Source organism: Telluria sp. AZSoR62 (assembly GCF_058111565.1).
This window is the reverse complement of sequence record NZ_JBYTST010000002.1, coordinates 296163-312160: the sequence shown is the minus strand read 5'-3', so window position 1 is coordinate 312160 and position 15998 is coordinate 296163. Positions and strand designations below refer to the sequence as shown.

The 15998-nt window shown below is 64.9% G+C and carries 13 protein-coding genes; 10 read left to right on the top strand and 3 right to left on the bottom strand.

Annotated features, from left to right (window positions below; translation table 11 throughout):
* Window positions 1-72 precede the first annotated feature (72 nt).
* From bamA to AC3XQU_RS04680, 9 genes are read left to right on the top strand one after another with little or no spacing between them, the layout of a single operon-like run.
* The gene (bamA, locus tag AC3XQU_RS04720; protein WP_489872986.1) at window positions 73-2409 is read left to right on the top strand and encodes an outer membrane protein assembly factor BamA; all 2337 of its coding nucleotides are present in this window, start codon (window positions 73-75) and stop codon (window positions 2407-2409) included.
* Window positions 2410-2443: 34 nt separating this feature from the next.
* Complete coding sequence (locus AC3XQU_RS04715; RefSeq protein ID WP_489872985.1) at window positions 2444-2974, top strand: OmpH/Skp family outer membrane protein; 531 nt, start codon at window positions 2444-2446, stop codon at window positions 2972-2974.
* Between the two features lie 54 nt (window positions 2975-3028).
* A complete protein-coding gene (gene lpxD / locus AC3XQU_RS04710) occupies window positions 3029-4078 on the top strand; it encodes a UDP-3-O-(3-hydroxymyristoyl)glucosamine N-acyltransferase (RefSeq protein ID WP_489873202.1) in 1050 nt (349 codons plus the stop codon).
* Entirely contained in the window at window positions 4075-4569 is a 495-nt protein-coding gene (fabZ, locus tag AC3XQU_RS04705; RefSeq protein ID WP_229422664.1) for a 3-hydroxyacyl-ACP dehydratase FabZ, read from the top strand. Before lpxD ends, fabZ begins: the two co-directional genes overlap by 4 nt.
* Before the next feature lies 1 nt (window position 4570).
* Window positions 4571-5359, top strand: a complete 789-nt coding sequence (gene lpxA / locus AC3XQU_RS04700; protein ID WP_489872984.1) for an acyl-ACP--UDP-N-acetylglucosamine O-acyltransferase — start codon at window positions 4571-4573, stop codon at window positions 5357-5359.
* A 7-nt stretch (window positions 5360-5366) separates the two neighbouring features.
* On the top strand, window positions 5367-6518 hold the full coding sequence (lpxB, locus tag AC3XQU_RS04695; RefSeq protein WP_489872983.1) for a lipid-A-disaccharide synthase: 1152 nt from the start codon (window positions 5367-5369) through the stop codon (window positions 6516-6518).
* Window positions 6515-7159, top strand: a complete 645-nt coding sequence (rnhB, locus tag AC3XQU_RS04690) for a ribonuclease HII (RefSeq protein WP_489872982.1) — start codon at window positions 6515-6517, stop codon at window positions 7157-7159. Before lpxB ends, rnhB begins: the two co-directional genes overlap by 4 nt.
* A 10-nt stretch (window positions 7160-7169) precedes the next feature.
* Window positions 7170-7955 carry a TrmH family RNA methyltransferase gene (locus AC3XQU_RS04685; RefSeq protein ID WP_489872981.1) on the top strand — a complete coding sequence of 262 codons (786 nt, stop codon included), beginning with the start codon at window positions 7170-7172 and terminating at the stop codon, window positions 7953-7955.
* A 51-nt stretch (window positions 7956-8006) separates the two neighbouring features.
* Window positions 8007-9203, top strand: coding sequence for an EAL domain-containing response regulator (locus tag AC3XQU_RS04680; RefSeq protein ID WP_489872980.1), 1197 nt, complete (start codon window positions 8007-8009; stop codon window positions 9201-9203).
* A gap of 472 nt (window positions 9204-9675) precedes the next feature.
* Here the strand turns inward: AC3XQU_RS04680 and AC3XQU_RS04675 are convergent, their stop codons facing one another.
* The 3 genes from AC3XQU_RS04675 to ppsR form a co-directional block, all read right to left on the bottom strand.
* The gene (locus AC3XQU_RS04675; protein WP_489872979.1) at window positions 9676-11703 is read right to left on the bottom strand and encodes a putative bifunctional diguanylate cyclase/phosphodiesterase; all 2028 of its coding nucleotides are present in this window, start codon (window positions 11701-11703) and stop codon (window positions 9676-9678) included.
* Window positions 11700-12239: a heme NO-binding domain-containing protein gene (locus AC3XQU_RS04670; protein WP_489872978.1), complete on the bottom strand. Its 540-nt coding sequence runs from the start codon at window positions 12237-12239 to the stop codon at window positions 11700-11702. Before AC3XQU_RS04670 ends, AC3XQU_RS04675 begins: the two co-directional genes overlap by 4 nt.
* 140 nt (window positions 12240-12379) lie before the next feature.
* Window positions 12380-13240: a posphoenolpyruvate synthetase regulatory kinase/phosphorylase PpsR gene (gene ppsR, locus AC3XQU_RS04665; protein ID WP_489872977.1), complete on the bottom strand. Its 861-nt coding sequence runs from the start codon at window positions 13238-13240 to the stop codon at window positions 12380-12382.
* A gap of 179 nt (window positions 13241-13419) precedes the next feature.
* Between ppsR and ppsA the strand changes: the two genes are divergently transcribed.
* Window positions 13420-15864 (top strand): phosphoenolpyruvate synthase, encoded by a 2445-nt coding sequence (gene ppsA / locus AC3XQU_RS04660; RefSeq protein ID WP_489872976.1) that lies wholly within the window; start codon window positions 13420-13422, stop codon window positions 15862-15864.
* Window positions 15865-15998: the final 134 nt, after the last annotated feature.

The window sequence follows — 15998 nt, the reverse complement described above, 5'->3', positions numbered from 1 at the left end:
GCGTACCGGCAAAAGACGGGCGAAATGCCCAGAATTTGTATGTTGTCCAATGACTGAACACAGAATTAGCCAATGAATTCACAACCTGATCGTTTTGCCCTGCCGTTCATCCGCCGCAGCTTGATTGGCGCAGCCGTATTGGCTCTCTGCGCCGGCAACGCACTTGCCGTCAACCCGTTCGTGGTCAAAGACATCCGGGTCGAGGGTATCCAGCGTACGGAAGCGGGCACCGTGTTCAGCTACCTGCCGGTGCGCGTGGGCGAGACCTTCGACGACGACAAGGCCACCACCGCCATCAAGGCGCTGTACGCGACCGGCTTCTTCAAGGACATCCGCCTGGAAGAAGAAAACGGCGTGCTGGTGGTGCTGGTCGAGGAACGTCCGGCCATCTCGTCGGTGGACTTCACCGGCACCAAGGAATTCGAGAAGGACATGCTGGTCAAGGCCCTGCGCGAAATCGGCGTGGGCGAAACCAAGATCTTCGACAAGGCGTCGGTCGACCGCGCCGAACAGGAACTCAAGCGCCAGTACCTGTCGCATGGCCTGTACGGCGTGAAGATCACGACCACCGTCACCCCGATCGAGCGCAACCGCGTGACGATCATGTTCAACGTGGACGAGGGCGACGTCGCCAAGATCAAGGGCATCACCTTCGTCGGCAACAAGGCTTTCTCGGACAAGCAGCTCACCGAGCTGCTGCAGCTGTCGAAGTCGGGCTGGCTGACCTGGTACTCGAAGGCCGACCAGTACTCCAAGCAGAAGCTGACCGGCGACCTGGAGAACATCAAGTCCTTCTACCTGAACAACGGCTACCTCGAGGCCAACGTCGAATCGACCCAGGTCTCGATCACCCCGGACAAGCGCGACATCTACCTGACCATCAACGTCACCGAAGGCGAGAAGTACACCGTCTCGGGCGTGAAACTGGAAGGCGAGATGTTCGGCCGCGAGGAAGAGCTGAAGCAGCTGATCCTGCTCCAGCCAGGCAAGACCTATTCGGGCGAAGCGATGGAAGCGACCAACAAGCTGATCGCCGACCGCCTCGGCACCTTCGGCTATGCATTCGCGAACGTCACCGGCAACCCGGAGATCAACCGCGACAAGCGCGAAGTGGCCTTCACCTTCTTCGTCGATCCGGGCAAGCGCGCCTACGTGCGCCACATGAACATCTCGGGCAACACCGTCACGCGCGACGAAGTGATCCGCCGCGAATTCCGCCAGTTCGAGAGCTCGTGGTACGACGCCAACCGCGTCAAGCTCTCGCGCGACCGTGTCGACCGCCTCGGATACTTCAAGGACGTCAAGATCGAGACCCCTGAGTCGCCGGGCACCTCGGACCAGGTCGACGTCAACATGATCGTCGAAGAAAAACCGACCGGTAACTTCATGATCGGCGGCGCGTTCTCGCAGTCGGAGAAGTTCACCTTCACCGCCTCGATCTCGCAGGCGAACTTCGCCGGCAGCGGCAACACGATCGGCCTGGAACTGAACACCAGCAAGTACAACCGCACGATCGCGTTCTCGCAGACCAACCCGTACTTCACGGACGACGGCATCTCGCGCGCCTTCCAGCTCTACCTGCGCACCTCGCGTCCGCCGGCGATCAACCTGGGCCTGTACACCGTGCGCCAGACCGGCGGCACCATGACCTTCGGCGTGCCGTTCTCGGAATCGGATACCGTCTACTTCGGCGCCGGCCTGGAACGCACCCAGATCGAGACCGACCAGACCTCGCCGCAGATCTACCAGACCTTCGTGGCGCAGAACGGCGGTCCTGCCAGCGGTATCGGCAAGGCCGAGACCAACGCCATCCCGCTGACCGCGGCATGGGGCCGCGATACCCGCGACAGCGCGGTGACGCCGACCCGCGGCCGCTTCCAGCGCGCCAACCTCGAGATCGATGCACTGGGCGACTCGAAGTACTACCGCATGGTGTACGAGCACCAGTACTGGCGCCCGATCACGCGCTGGATGACGCTCGCGCTGCGCGGTGAGCTCGACTATGGCAAGGGCATCGGCGGCAGCAACTACCCGGTCTTCAAGAACTTCTACGCCGGCGGCATCGGCTCGGTGCGCGGCTACGAAAGCTCGTCGCTGGGCGTGGTCGACCCGTTCTACTACGACGCCGTGGGCGGTTCCAAGCGCCTGATCGTCAACGCGGAACTGCAGTTCCCGTTCCCGGGCAGCGGCACCGACCGCAGCCTGCGCTGGTTCACCTTCCTGGACGGCGGCCAGGTGTGGCAGGAACAATCGAAGATCCGCCTCGACCAGATGCGCTACTCGGCGGGTATCGGCCTGTCCTGGATTTCGCCGGTCGGCCCGCTCAAGTTGAGTTATGCTAAGCCTTTGAATGCGCTGACGGGCGACCGCCTCGAGCGCTTCCAGTTCCAGATGGGCACCGGCTTCTGACCGGCCACCATCGGCTTCCACCGATTTGCGGAGAATGATCTTGAAAACGCTGATAGCCTCCTTGCCCCGTACGCTGCTGATCGCTGCACTGTGCGCGGCGCCGCTGGTGGCGGCCCAGGCCCAGGTCCAGCCGGCCCCGAGCCGGATCGGCTATGTGGCCACCGAACGGCTGATGACCGAGTCCAAGATGGCCAAGACGGCCGACGCCCGCATCCAGGCCGAGTTCCTCAAGCGCCAGAAGGCGGTCGAGGAAACGGTCACCAAGATGAAGCAGATGTCGGAGAAATTCGACAGCGAAGCGGCCGGCCTGAACGACGTCGAGCGCACCCGCCGTGCGCGCGAGCTGTTCAACATGGAAAAAGACGTGCAGCGCATGCAGCGCGAGTTCACCGAAGACCTCATGCAGCGCAAGAACGAAGAGCGCGCCGCGATCGCGGCGAGAGCCTTCAAGATCATCGAGCAGGTCGCCGAAGCCGAGCGCCTGGACGCCGTGCTGGCCGAAGCCGCCTGGTCGAGCCCACGCATCGACATCACCGACAAGATCCTCAAGCTGCTGGACAAGTAAGCCGGCGCACAAGCAGGGACGAGTACTACATTGACTGACACCCGACACCCCAACCTGGGCATCCGGCTGGCCGAGCTGGTCGAACGCTTCGGCGGACAACTGGTGGGCGACCCGGAGCTCGAGGTCACGGCCATCGCGCCGCTCGACAGCGCCGGCCCCACCCACATCAGCTTCCTCAGCAACAGCAAGCTGCGCGCGCTGGCCGCCCAGAGCGGCGCCGCGGCGCTGATCCTGTCGCCGCTGGACGACCCGACGGTCGCCGCGACGTTTGAAGGCGCGCGCATCGTCACCACCAACCCGTACGCCTACTTCGCCCGCACCGCGCAGCTGTTCGAGTCGCTGGCGAGCACGCCCCCCAGCCCGGGCGTCGACGCCAGCGCCGTTGTGTCGCCGGATGCGACGGTCGACCCGACCGCCCACGTGGGCCCGCACGCGACCATCGAGGCGGGCGCCATCGTCGGCGCCCACGCGGTGATCGGCGCGGGCTGCTTCATCGGCCGCGAGGCACGCATCGGCGCCGGTACCCAGCTGTTCCCGAACGTGACCTTCCATGCGCGCTGCACCATCGGGGCGCGCGGCATCATCCATTCGGGCGCGGTGATCGGCACCGACGGCTTCGGCTTCGCGGTCGAGGCGGGCGTGTACATCAAGATCCCGCAGACCGGGCGCGTGGTGATCGGCGACGACGTCGACATCGGCGCCAACACCACCATCGACCGCGGCGCGCTGGCCGACACCGTGATCGAAGACGGCGTCAAGCTGGATAACCAGATCCAGATCGGCCACAACTGCCGCATCGGCGCGCACACGGCCATGGCCGGCTGCGTCGGCGTGGCGGGCAGCGCCAGGATCGGCAAGCATTGCACCTTCGGCGGGGCCGCGATGGTGCTGGGCCACCTCGAGATCGCGGACAATGTCCACATCTCGTCGGGCAGCATGGTCTCGCGCTCGGTCCTCGAGCCGGGCCAGTACACCGGTTTCTACCCGCTGGCCAAGAACGCCGAGTGGGAACGCAGCGCGGTCATCGTGCGCAACCTGGCATCGATGCGCGAGAAGCTGCGCACCCTTGAAAAAACCATCAAAACACTCACAGAACAAAAATGAGCAACGACCTGAAAACCCTGGACATCACCCAGATCAAGGAATACCTGCCGCACCGCTATCCGATGCTGCTGGTCGACCGCGTGCTGGACGTGGAACTGGGCAAGCGCATCACCGCGATCAAGAACGTCACCGCCAACGAGGAATTCTTCAACGGCCACTTCCCGCACAAGCCGGTGATGCCAGGCGTGCTGATGATCGAAGCGATGGCGCAGACCGCCGCGATCCTGTCGTTCATGACCATGGACGTCAAGCCGGACGAGAATTCGGTGGTGTACTTCGTGGGCATCGACAACGCGCGCTTCAAGCGTCCGGTCGAGCCGGGCGACCAGCTCAAGATGGAAGTCGAGATCCTGCGCGTCTCGCGCGGCATCTGGAAATACAAGGCGGTTGCCACCGTGGACGGCAAGGTCGCGGTCGAGGGGGAGCTGATGTGCACCATCCGCGGCGCCGCCGAGGCGACCATGAAGGGTCCGGAAGCAGCGGGGCAGTAAGATGAGCAAGATTCACCCGAGCGCGATCGTCGACCCCAAGGCAGAGCTGGACAGCTCGGTCGAGGTCGGCCCGTATTCGATCATCGGCCCGCACGTGCGTATCGACGCGGGCACCGTGGTGGGCCCGCATGTGGTCATCGAAGGCCACACGACGATCGGCAAGGATAACAAGTTCTTCCAGTTCGGATCCATCGGCGCCGCGCCGCAGGACAAGAAATGGAAGGGCGAGCCGACCCGCCTGGAAATCGGCGACGGCAACACCATCCGCGAGTTCGTCACCTTCAACCTGGGCACCGCCCAGGACGAAGGCGTGACCCGCCTGGGCGACGACAACTGGATCTCGGCCTATGTCCACCTGGCGCACGACTGCCAGGTCGGCAGCCACACGATCTTCTCGAACAATGCCCAGCTGGCGGGCCACGTGCACGTGGGCGACCACGCCATCCTGTCCGGCTACGCCGGCGTGCATCAATTCTGCAAGATCGGCGCCCATGCCTTCATCGGCATGTACACCAGCCTGACCCAGGACGTACCGCCTTTCGTGCTGGTATCGGGTAATCCGGCCGGCCAGCGCGGCGTGAACATCGAAGGCCTGAAGCGCCGCGGTTTCTCGCGCGAGCAGATCGACGGCATCCGCGCGGCCTACAAGCTGCTGTACCGCTCCGGGCTGACGCTGGAAGAAGCCAAGGCCGCGCTGCTGGAGCAGGAAACGCTGCTGCCGGCTGCGGCCATCGAGATCCGCTCCATGCGCGAATTCCTCGGCCTAGCTACCCGTGGCATCGTCCGCTGAGGGCCAAGTGAACGATGTTTCGCTGGCCCTGGTTGCCGGCGAGGTATCCGGCGACATGCTTGCCGCCCGCCTGATGGCGGGCCTGCGGCCGCACTTGCCGGATGCGCGCTTTCACGGCATCGGCGGACCGCGGATGATGGAGCAGGGGCTCGTCTCCGACATCCCCATGGACACGCTGACCGTGCGCGGCCTGTTCGAGATCATCCCGCGCTACCGCGAAATCAAGGGCATCCAGAACCGCCTGCGCGACCGCCTGCTGGCCGAGCGTCCGGCCGCCTTCATCGGCGCCGACTATCCCGGCTTTAACCTCGGGCTGGAAGAACAGCTGCGCAGCCAGGGCATCCCGACCGTGCACTTCGTCAGTCCGCAGATCTGGGCCTGGCGCGGCGGGCGCATCAAGAAAATCAAGCGCGCGGTCTCGCACATGCTGGTGATCTTTCCCTTCGAGGAAGCGATCTACCGCGCGGCGGGCGTGCCGGTGACCTATATCGGGCATCCGCTGGCCGAGATGATTCCCCTGGTGCCGGACGTGGCGGCGGCGCGCGCCTCGCTCGGCATCGCGCAAGGCGCGCGCGTGGTCACCATCATGCCGGGCAGCCGCATGGGCGAACTCAAATACCTGGCCGAGCCCTTCGTCGCCGCGGCCAGGCTGCTGGCGGCGCGCGATCCAAACCTGGTGTTCATTGCGCCGATGGCGGGCGAGCGCCAGAAAGCCTATTACACCGAGATCGTGAACGCGGCCGGGCTGGCCGACGTGCCGGTGCGGCTGGTCGACGGCGACTCGCATGCCTGCATCGCCGCGGCCGACGCCGTGCTGGTCGCTTCCGGGACGGCCACGCTGGAAGTGGCGCTGTTCAAGAAGCCGATGGTAATCGCCTACAAGGTCATGCGCGCCTCGTGGGAAATCATGCGCCACATGGGTTACCAGCCGTGGATCGGCCTGCCGAACATCCTGGCGCGCGAATTCGTCGTTCCGGAGTATCTTCAGCATGCGGCCTCGCCCCAGGCTTTGGCGGATGCGCTCTGGCGCCAGCTCGACGACCCCACCGGGCGCGAGCAGCTGGCGCGGCGGTTCACCGAGATGCACCACAGCCTGCTGCGCAACAGCGCGCAGGCGAGCGCGGAAGCAGTGCTGCGCGTGATCGGACGAAAGAAATGAGTAAAAAGCGAGTCAATTTTTATCCGGGCTTGCCTCCCAGGCTGCGCCCGTTCACCGACCTGGACATCGTCTGCGGGGTGGACGAAGCCGGCCGCGGCCCGCTGGCCGGGCCGGTGTTCGCCGCCGCCGTGATCCTGGACCCGAAGCGGCCGATCGACGGCCTGCGCGACTCCAAGAAGCTGACCGAAGCGCGCCGCGACGAGCTGGCTCCGCTGATCAAGCAGCATGCGCTGGCCTGGGCCATCGCCGAATGCTCCTGCGAAGAGATCGATACCTTGAACATCCTGCACGCGACCATGCTGGCCATGCGCCGGGCGGTCGAGGCGTTGCAGACCCTGCCGACCATTGCCCTGATCGACGGCAACCGCTGCCCGCCGATGGACGTGCGCGCCCATGCCGTGGTCGAGGGCGACGACAAGGTGCACGCGATCTCGGCCGCCTCGATCCTGGCCAAGACCGCGCGCGACGCATTACTCGTGCAGCTGCACCAGCAATACCCGCAATACTGCTTCGACCAGCACAAGGGCTATTCGACCGCGCTGCACCTCGAGCGCCTGCGCCTGCACGGCCCCTCGCCGGTGCACCGCCGCTCGTTTGCGCCGGTGCGCGAGCTGCTGCAGCAAGACATGTTTGCGGGTTGAGCGCATGTCCATGAAAACCATCACCTCGCGCGACAATCCGTTCTACAAGGAGCTCAAGGCGCTCGCCACCAGTTCGCAGGCACGCAGGAAAGCCGGCCGCAGCCTGCTCGACGGCGTGCACCTGTGCCAGAGCTGGCTGGACCTGCGCGGCGCGCCCGAGCACTGCGTGGTCTCGGAAGGCGCGCTGGCCAACCCGGAAGTGGCGGCCATCGTAGGCCGCGTCGGCGCCCTGCATGCGCATGTGACGGCGCTGCCGGATGCGTTGTTCGGCGCCATCAGCCAGGTCGAGCATGGCGTGCACCTCGTGTTCGTGGTCGAATCGCCAACGCCCTCCGCCGCGCCGGCGCTGGCCGGATCCTGCGTGCTGCTCGACGGCGTGCAGGATCCCGGCAATGTCGGCTCGATCCTGCGCAGTGCGGCGGCCAGCGGCGTCAAACAGGTGTACTGCAGCCCCGGCACCGCCTTCTGCTGGTCGCCCAAGGTGCTGCGCGCGGCCATGGGCGCGCACTTCGTGCTCGACATTTTCGAGAACATCGAGCTGGCTCCGCTGGTGCGCGGCGCCACCGTGCCGGTACTTGCCACCAGCGGCTATGCGAGCGAGCCGCTGTATGGCCTCGACCTGCGCCGGCCGGTAGCCTGGGTGATGGGCCACGAAGGGCAGGGCGTCTCCAGCGAGCTGCTGGCGCTGGCGACCCACCGGGTGGCGGTGCCGCATGCGGGCAAGGTCGAGTCCCTGAACGTCGCGGCCTGCGCCGCGGTGTGTTTTTTCGAACAGCTGCGCCAACTTCAATCGTAGACGCCGGCTAGGCCTTCAGGGTAATCTGGCGGTTGACACAATGGAGTAGAGATGGACATCGCGCATTTGCATTTCCTGGTGGCGGAAGCCGACGCAGCCCAGCGCAGGACCCTGGTGGAGCTGCTCGGCCAAATGGGCGCGAGCCGCGTCACCGACGTGCCGGACGGGCACATGGCGCTGCAGCGCATGGAAGCGGGCTTCACGCCGCAAGTGAACGTCGCGATCGTCGACCTGGCGCTGCCGGGGATGGACGGACTGGAACTGATCCGCAACCTCGGCGGCATGAAAGGCGGCGTGCGTTTGGTCGTCACGGGCGCCCAGCCATCGAACCTGCTGTTCTCGGTGGAGACCCTGGCCCAGGCCTATGGCGTCGAGCTGCTCGGGTCCATCGCCAAGCCGGTCACCGCCGCCAAGCTCAAACCCCTGCTGGACAACTACACGCCGCTGGCGAAAGTGGACGAGCGGCCTGCCGGCCCGCGTTTCAGCTTCCAGGAAATCGGCATCGGCCTGCAAAAGCGCCAGTTCGAACCCTTCTTCCAGCCCAAGATCGAACTGGCCACCGGCCAGGTAAAAGGCCTGGAAGCGTTTGCGCGCTGGCGCCATCCCGAGCACGGCGTGCTGGGCCCCGGCTCCTTCATCGACGCGCTCGAGCAGAACAACCGGGTCGACTTCCTCGACTGGAGCATGATCGAGATGGCAGCCGAGCACTGCCGCGCCTTCCAGGACCAGGGCCTGCCGATCGCGATGTCGATCAACCTCGCGCCCGAGACGCTGGCCAACCCGTCCTTCGTGCGCCAGATCACCGCCTGCATCGGCCGCCACCGCATCCTGCCCGAATACCTGACCTTCGAGATGCCCGAGTCCTCGGTGCTCAACACCGACCCGCATTTCATCGAACGCCTGGTGCGCCTGCGCCTGATGGGCTTTGGCCTGGCGATCGACGACTACGGCACTGGCAGTTCCAACCTCCAGCTGCTGGCCCGCATTCCTTTCACCGAACTGAAGATCGACCGCAGCTTCGTCGACGGCGCCTCCAAGCGCCGCCCCCTGGGCACCGTCCTGCGTTCCTGCCTGACCCTGGCCCACAGCCTGGACCGCATGTCAGTGGCAGTGGGCGTCGAAACCCGCCAGGACTGGGACTTCCTCCAAAACCTCGGCTGCACCTACGCCCAGGGCTACCACATCGCCAACCCCATGGAAGCCGCCGCCTTCCCCGGCTGGCTGGAAGACTGGCGCCACTTCTTCTAAGCCATTGGGGTCAGAGTTGAATTTTCCGGAAACTTACGAAAATTTCCTGTAATTCGACTCTGACCCTAATTGCCATATAAACCTTCATCGAAAAAATAATTAGGGTCAGAGTCGAATTGTTTGGCAACTTTTGAAAGTTGCTCAGTAATTCGACTCTGACCCCTTTTGTTTTTGCCGCATTTTCAGCGGATTGCCGAGCTTATTCTTCCAAGTCAATTGATCCGATTCCTTTATTGCTAGGGCTTACGAAAAGCGGCGATCTGGCCATCCAAATGAATGAGGGTCAGAGTCGAATTATTCGGAAACTTTTGAAAAGTTTTCTGTAATTCGACTCTGACCCTAATTATTGAACAATTGTTCTGGCAGCTAGCGGTGGATGGTCGGGTACATGGATTATGTACCCAAGCAATCTTTCTCGATAATTCAACTCTGACCCCAATAGGGCCTGAACCCAATAGGGCCCCAATAGGGGTCAGGGGGCGAGCAGAATGGGGTCGCCGTTGTTCTGGCGGCCGAGGGCGGCGACGACGGCTTCCTTGTCGAGGGGGCGGAAGTAGAAATAGCCTTGGACGAAGTCGCTGCCCATTTCGCGCAGGATGTTGACTTCGGCCTTGGTTTCGACGCCTTCGGCTACCACGTCCAGGCCCATCGAGCGCGCCAGCATGACGACGACTTCGGCGATCTGGCGCTTGTCGCCGTGGGTGTCCATGGCGCTCACAAACGAGCGGTCGATCTTGAGGGTGTCGATCGGCAAACGGCGCAGGTGGCTCAGGGACGAGTAGCCGGTGCCGAAGTCGTCCAGGCTCAGGCGCACGCCGAGCGACTTGAGCTGCTTGAAGATCGCCAGCGCATGCTCTGGGTCGGCCATCACGGCGCTTTCGGTCAGCTCCAGCTTGAGGCAGTCCGCGGCGATGCCGGTCTCCTTCAGCACCTGCGTGACGACCTCCACCAGCTTGCCGTCGTTGAGCTGCACCGCCGAGACGTTGACGCTCATGCTCAGGACGCGTGCGCTGGTCTGCTGCCAGACGCTCAGGGCGCGGCAGGCCTCGGCCAGCACCCAGCCGCCGATTTCGCCGATCAGTCCGATCTCTTCTGCCACCGGGATGAATTCGACCGGCGAGATCATGCCCAGCACCGGATGGCGCCAGCGCAGCAGGGCTTCGAAGCCGCGGATCACGCCGTCCTGCGGCGAGACGATCGGCTGGTATTGCAGGAACAGCTGTCCCGCGCCCAGCGCCAGGCGCAGCTCCGCTTCCAGCGTAAGGCGGCGCAGCGCGCCTTCCTGCATGGTCTGGTCGAACATCATCCAGCGCGCACGCCCGTTCTGCTTGGCGTGGTACATCGCAATGTCGGCGTCGCGCAGCATCACCTGCACGTCGCTGTAGCCGCTGCTGCTCAGGGCGATGCCGATGCTGGCCGTGACATATACCTGCTGCTGCCCGACCTGCAGCGGCGCGGCCAGCGCCTGCAGCAGCCGCTCGGCCACCCGGATTGGGGTCGCCGCGCCGTTGATGTTATCGAGCAGGATGGTGAACTCGTCGCCGCCCAGGCGCGAGACCACGTGGCCATTGTCGCCGGCCGGATCGCGCGCCACCAGGTCGTTCAGGCGCAGGCAGGCCGTCAGGCGGCGCGCGGTCGCGACGATCACCTGGTCGCCGGCCTGGTGCCCGAGGCCGTCGTTGATGGCCTTGAAGCGGTCCAGGTCCACGAACAGCACCGCGAACTGGTAGGACGGAATGCGCTGGGCGCGCACCATGAAGTGTTCCAGGCGGTCGAGGAAGAGCTTGCGGTTGCCCAGCGCCGTGAGCGGATCGTGCAGGGCGTCGTGCAGCAGGCGTTCTTGCGCGCGGCGCCGTTCGATCACGCGTCCGAGCTGGGTCCCGACCTGCGCCATCAGGCGCAGCATCGAGTCGTCCGGCGTCTGCTGCTCCCGGCTGAAGAATTCGAGCACGGCCACCACCTCGTTGCCGATCACGACCGGGAAGGCGAACAGCGACGACAGTCCCAGCTGCGCGATCAGCGGCATGCGCTGGAAAGCCGCTTCGTCCGGCGCGCCCACGTTGGCCCAGGCCGGCGCCGCGGTCTCCAGCACCCGGCCCGGCAGGCCGACCCCGCAGGTGAAGGCGATGTCCTCGCTCATGGCGCGCAGCTGGTCGAACTGGCCGCCGCTCGCGTCGTGCCAGATGCGCGTCGAGTCCATCGCCTCGCCGGCGCCGCGCACCAGCAGCAGGTGGCCGAGCGGCCATTCGGTATAGCGGCACACCGCCTCCAGCGCGCGGCGCATGGCGTCTTCGACGCTGGCGGCCTCGTTGGCGGCTACCGCGATGTGCTCGAGCAGGGCGATCTCCTGCTGGCGCTGGAACAGATCGCGCAGCCCGCGCTCGGCGATCGCCTCGGCTTCTTGGCGCGCGGCGATCTCGCGCTTGAGGCGCCGCTGCAGGCGCGCGATTTCGGGGTCTGGCGTGCCCGCGTCGAGGACCGGAACGACGGCAGGATTCACGGCTTGAAGCTGACGTGGAACACGCACTTGCCGGCGCCGTCGTGCATGCAGGCGGACTGGGTGATGGACGCCTCTTCGCGGTAGTGCTCGGCCGCGCCCTGCATGAAGCCTTCGGCCAGCGCGCACAGGCGGCGCGCCGAGTTGTAGCCGATGACCAGGGTGTCGCTGGTGCCCGTGTCGAAATCGAATACCGGCGGCGTCGCGCCCGGATACAGCTTGCGCACTTCCGGATGGATCAGGCTGTTGAGGGTCAGCAGGAAGCTGCGGGTGGAGGTATGGCTGGCAAAGAAGCTCGGATAGCGCGCGTGCAGCAGCGGCATCGCGCGCCGCCCGAACCAGCGCAGCACCTCCTGGGGCGGGATGTTCAGGGCTTTCGAGGCCACTTCCACCAGCCGCACGACTTCGGCGTCGTCGTAGCTGCCGAGCGAGGTATAGGCGCCATCCAGGCCCGCGTCGTCCAGCAGGCGGTCCCAGGTCGCGTCGCCAAAATCCTTGCTCACTGCTTCTTCAAGCAGGTTGAATACGATGCCCTTCATGTTGCTTCTCCCGTGAAATGTGCGTCAATTCTACCTCCATGAAGACACAAATATCCACCAGGAAACTATCTAATTGCCGAAATTGCCGAGACACTCGTCTGGATGTTCATTTATGGCGACAATATGACGGTTTTGCATGACTAGTACTCGCGCCGATCCGGCTTGATCTCCTGCAGGATCGTGGTGGCGATTTCCTCGATCGACTTGGTGGTCGAGGACAGCCAGCGCACGCCTTCGCGCCGCATCATCGCTTCCGCCTCGTTCACTTCGTAGCGGCAGTTCTCGATCGAGGCGTACTTGCTGCCCGCGCGCCGCTCGTTCCGGATCTGCGACAGGCGCTCGGGGGTGATCGTCAGCCCGAACAGTTTCGATTTGAAGGGCGGCAGTCCCGACGGCAGCTTGCCGCGCTCGAAGTCGTCCGGGATCAGGGGATAGTTCGCCGCCTTGAGCCCGTACTGCATCGCCAGGTAGAGGCTGGTCGGGGTCTTGCCCGAGCGCGACACGCCGACCAGGATCACGTCGGCCTCGGCCAGGTTCTTGTGCGACTGACCGTCGTCATGGGCCAGCGAAAAGTTGATCGCTTCGATACGGTTCTTGTACTCCTCGGTGTCCACTGCATTGTGGATGCGGCCGATCGTGTGCGTGGATTTCACGCCCAGCTCCTGTTCCAGCGGCGAGACGAAGGTCTGGAACAGGTCCATGTGCATGCCCCTCGCCGCGCGGATCACGCTCGACAGGTCGTGCTTGACGAGCGTGGAGAACACGATCGGGCGCTGGCCGTCGCGCGCGAAGCTGTCGTTGATGCGCCGCGCCGCCTCGTGGGCCTTCTCGATCGAATCGATGAAGGGCAGGCGGATCTGGCGGAAGCGCATTTCGAACTGGCTCAGCACCGCGTGGCCGAAGGTCTCGGCGGTGATGCCGGTGCCGTCGGAGACGAAAAACACGGTGCGGGCGGTGGGTGGGGAGCTTGGTGGCGGGGCGAGGCTGGTTTCAGCGGTCATGGTGTCTTATTGCTAAGCTTCGGTGACATAGTTGCAGCGAATTCACCCCGTCACAGGGTAAAATGTTTGGCAACAGGAGCTGCATTGTGCTGCACGACGGCCAGAATAACAAGAACACCCCGTCCCCGGCACGGCACCGCTTCGCAAAGGTTTCCATCATCAAGTAAGGGTGTTTCACCATGACTAACCTGTCTGTAGCAGCATTGAAGGAGCCGGACCAAGCTTCAAACGCGACCCGCACCTACGTCGCCTCGTTCGAGAACCTGCGCATGACCGATGTCGAATCGGTCGGCGGCAAGAACGCCTCGCTGGGCGAGATGATCAGCCAGCTGGCCGGCGCCGGCGTGCGCGTGCCGGGCGGCTTCGCCACCACGGCCGACGCCTTCCGCGACTTCCTCGACCACAGCGTCGACGGCGGCCCGTCGCTCGGCGACCGGATCGCCACCCGCCTGGAGGGCCTGGACATCGACGACGTGCGTTCGCTCGCCGTTGCCGGCGCCGAGATCCGCCAGTGGATCGTCGCCACGCCGTTCCAGCCGCGCCTGGAAGAAGAAATCCGCGCCTACTACGCGCGCCTGGTCGCCGACTCCGAAACCGAGATGTCCTTCGCCGTGCGTTCCTCGGCCACCGCCGAAGACTTGCCGGATGCCTCGTTCGCGGGCCAGCAGGAATCCTTCCTGAACGTGGTCGGCATCGACAACGTGCTCGAGGCGATGAAGCATGTCTTCGCGTCGCTGTATAACGACCGCGCGATTTCCTACCGCGTGCACAAGGGCTTCACCCACGCCGAAGTGGCGTTGTCGGCCGGCGTGCAGCGCATGGTCCGCTCCGACACCGGCGCCTCGGGCGTGATGTTCACGATCGACACCGAGTCGGGCTTCAAGGACGTGGTCTTCGTCACCTCGAGCTACGGCCTGGGCGAGACCGTGGTGCAGGGCGCGGTGAACCCGGACGAGTTCTATGTCCACAAGCCGATGCTCGCGCAGGGCAAGTCGCCGGTCATCCGCCGCAACATCGGCTCCAAACTCATCAAGATGGAATTCACCAACGAAGCCAAGGCCGGCCGTTCGGTCAAGACCGTCGACGTGCCGATCGAGATGCGCAACCGCTACTCGCTGACCGATTCCGAAGTCGTCGAGCTGGCCAAGTACGCCGTCATCATCGAGAACCACTATGGCCGCGCGATGGACATCGAGTGGGGCAAGGACGGCCGCGACGGCAAGCTGTACATCCTGCAGGCGCGCCCGGAAACCGTGAAGTCGCAGCAGAAGGCCACCGACGCGCAGCAGCGCTTCAGCCTGAAAGGCTCGGGCACGGTGTTGACCTCCGGCCGCGCCATCGGCCAGAAGATCGGCGCCGGTCCCGTGCGCGTCATCACCGACCCGGCCGACATGGAACGCGTGCAGCCGGGCGACGTGCTGGTCGCCGACATGACCGACCCGAACTGGGAGCCGGTCATGAAGCGCGCCGCCGCCATCGTCACCAACCGCGGCGGGCGCACCTGCCACGCGGCGATCATCGCGCGCGAGCTGGGCGTGCCGGCCGTCGTCGGCTGCGGCGACGCCACCGAGGTGCTCAAGGACGGCACCTTCGTCACGGTCTCCTGCGCCGAAGGCGACGAAGGCCGCATCTACGACGGCCTGCTGGAAACCGAGATCACCGAAGTCGCGCGCGGCGAACTGCCGCCGATCAAGACCAAGATCATGCTCAACGTCGGCAACCCGCAGCTGGCCTTCGACTTCCAGTCGGTGCCGAACAACGGCGTCGGTCTGGCGCGCCTCGAGTTCATCATCAACAACAACATCGGCGTGCACCCGAAGGCAATCCTCGAGTATCCGAACATCGACGCGGACCTGAAGAAAGCGGTGGAGTCGGTCGCCCGCGGCCACGCCTCGCCGCGCGCCTTCTATGTCGACAAGCTGGCCGAAGGCGTGGCCACCATCGCCGCGGCCTTCTGGCCCAAGCCGGTCATCGTGCGCCTGTCCGACTTCAAGTCGAACGAGTACAAGAAGCTGATCGGCGGTTCGCGCTACGAGCCGGACGAAGAAAACCCGATGCTGGGCTTCCGCGGCGCCGCGCGCTACCTGGCCGAGGACTTCGCCGAGGCCTTCGAGATGGAATGCCTGGCCATGAAGCGCGTGCGCGAAGAGATGGGCCTGACCAACGTCGAGCTGATGATCCCGTTCGTGCGCACCCTGGGCCAGGCCGAGAAGGTCATCGGCCTGCTGGCCAAGTACGGCCTCAAGCGCGGCGAGAACGGCCTGCGCGTGATCATGATGTGCGAAGTGCCCTCCAACGCCATCCTGGCCGAGCAGTTCCTCGAGCATTTCGACGGCTTCTCGATCGGCTCGAACGACCTGACCCAGCTTACCCTGGGCCTGGACCGCGACTCCGGCATGGAGCTGCTGGCCAAGGACTTCGACGAGCGCGACCCGGCGGTGAAAGCCATGCTGTCGCTGGCGATCAAGGCCTGCCGCGCCCAGGGCAAGTACATCGGCATCTGCGGCCAGGGTCCGTCGGACCACCCCGACTTCGCGCAGTGGCTGGTGGAAGAGGGCATCGAGTCGATGTCGCTCAATCCGGACTCGGTGATCGAGACCTGGCAGAAGCTGGCGAAGATGTAATCGCACCCCGGCGCGGGCATTGATCCGCCCGCGCCGGGCCAGGCTATGCGCCTGCGATAAACGACATCCGGGATGCTCCCATCCTGCCCCGGAGCTGCTACACTGGCATCGATTGACTCCTTGCCGAAAGCACA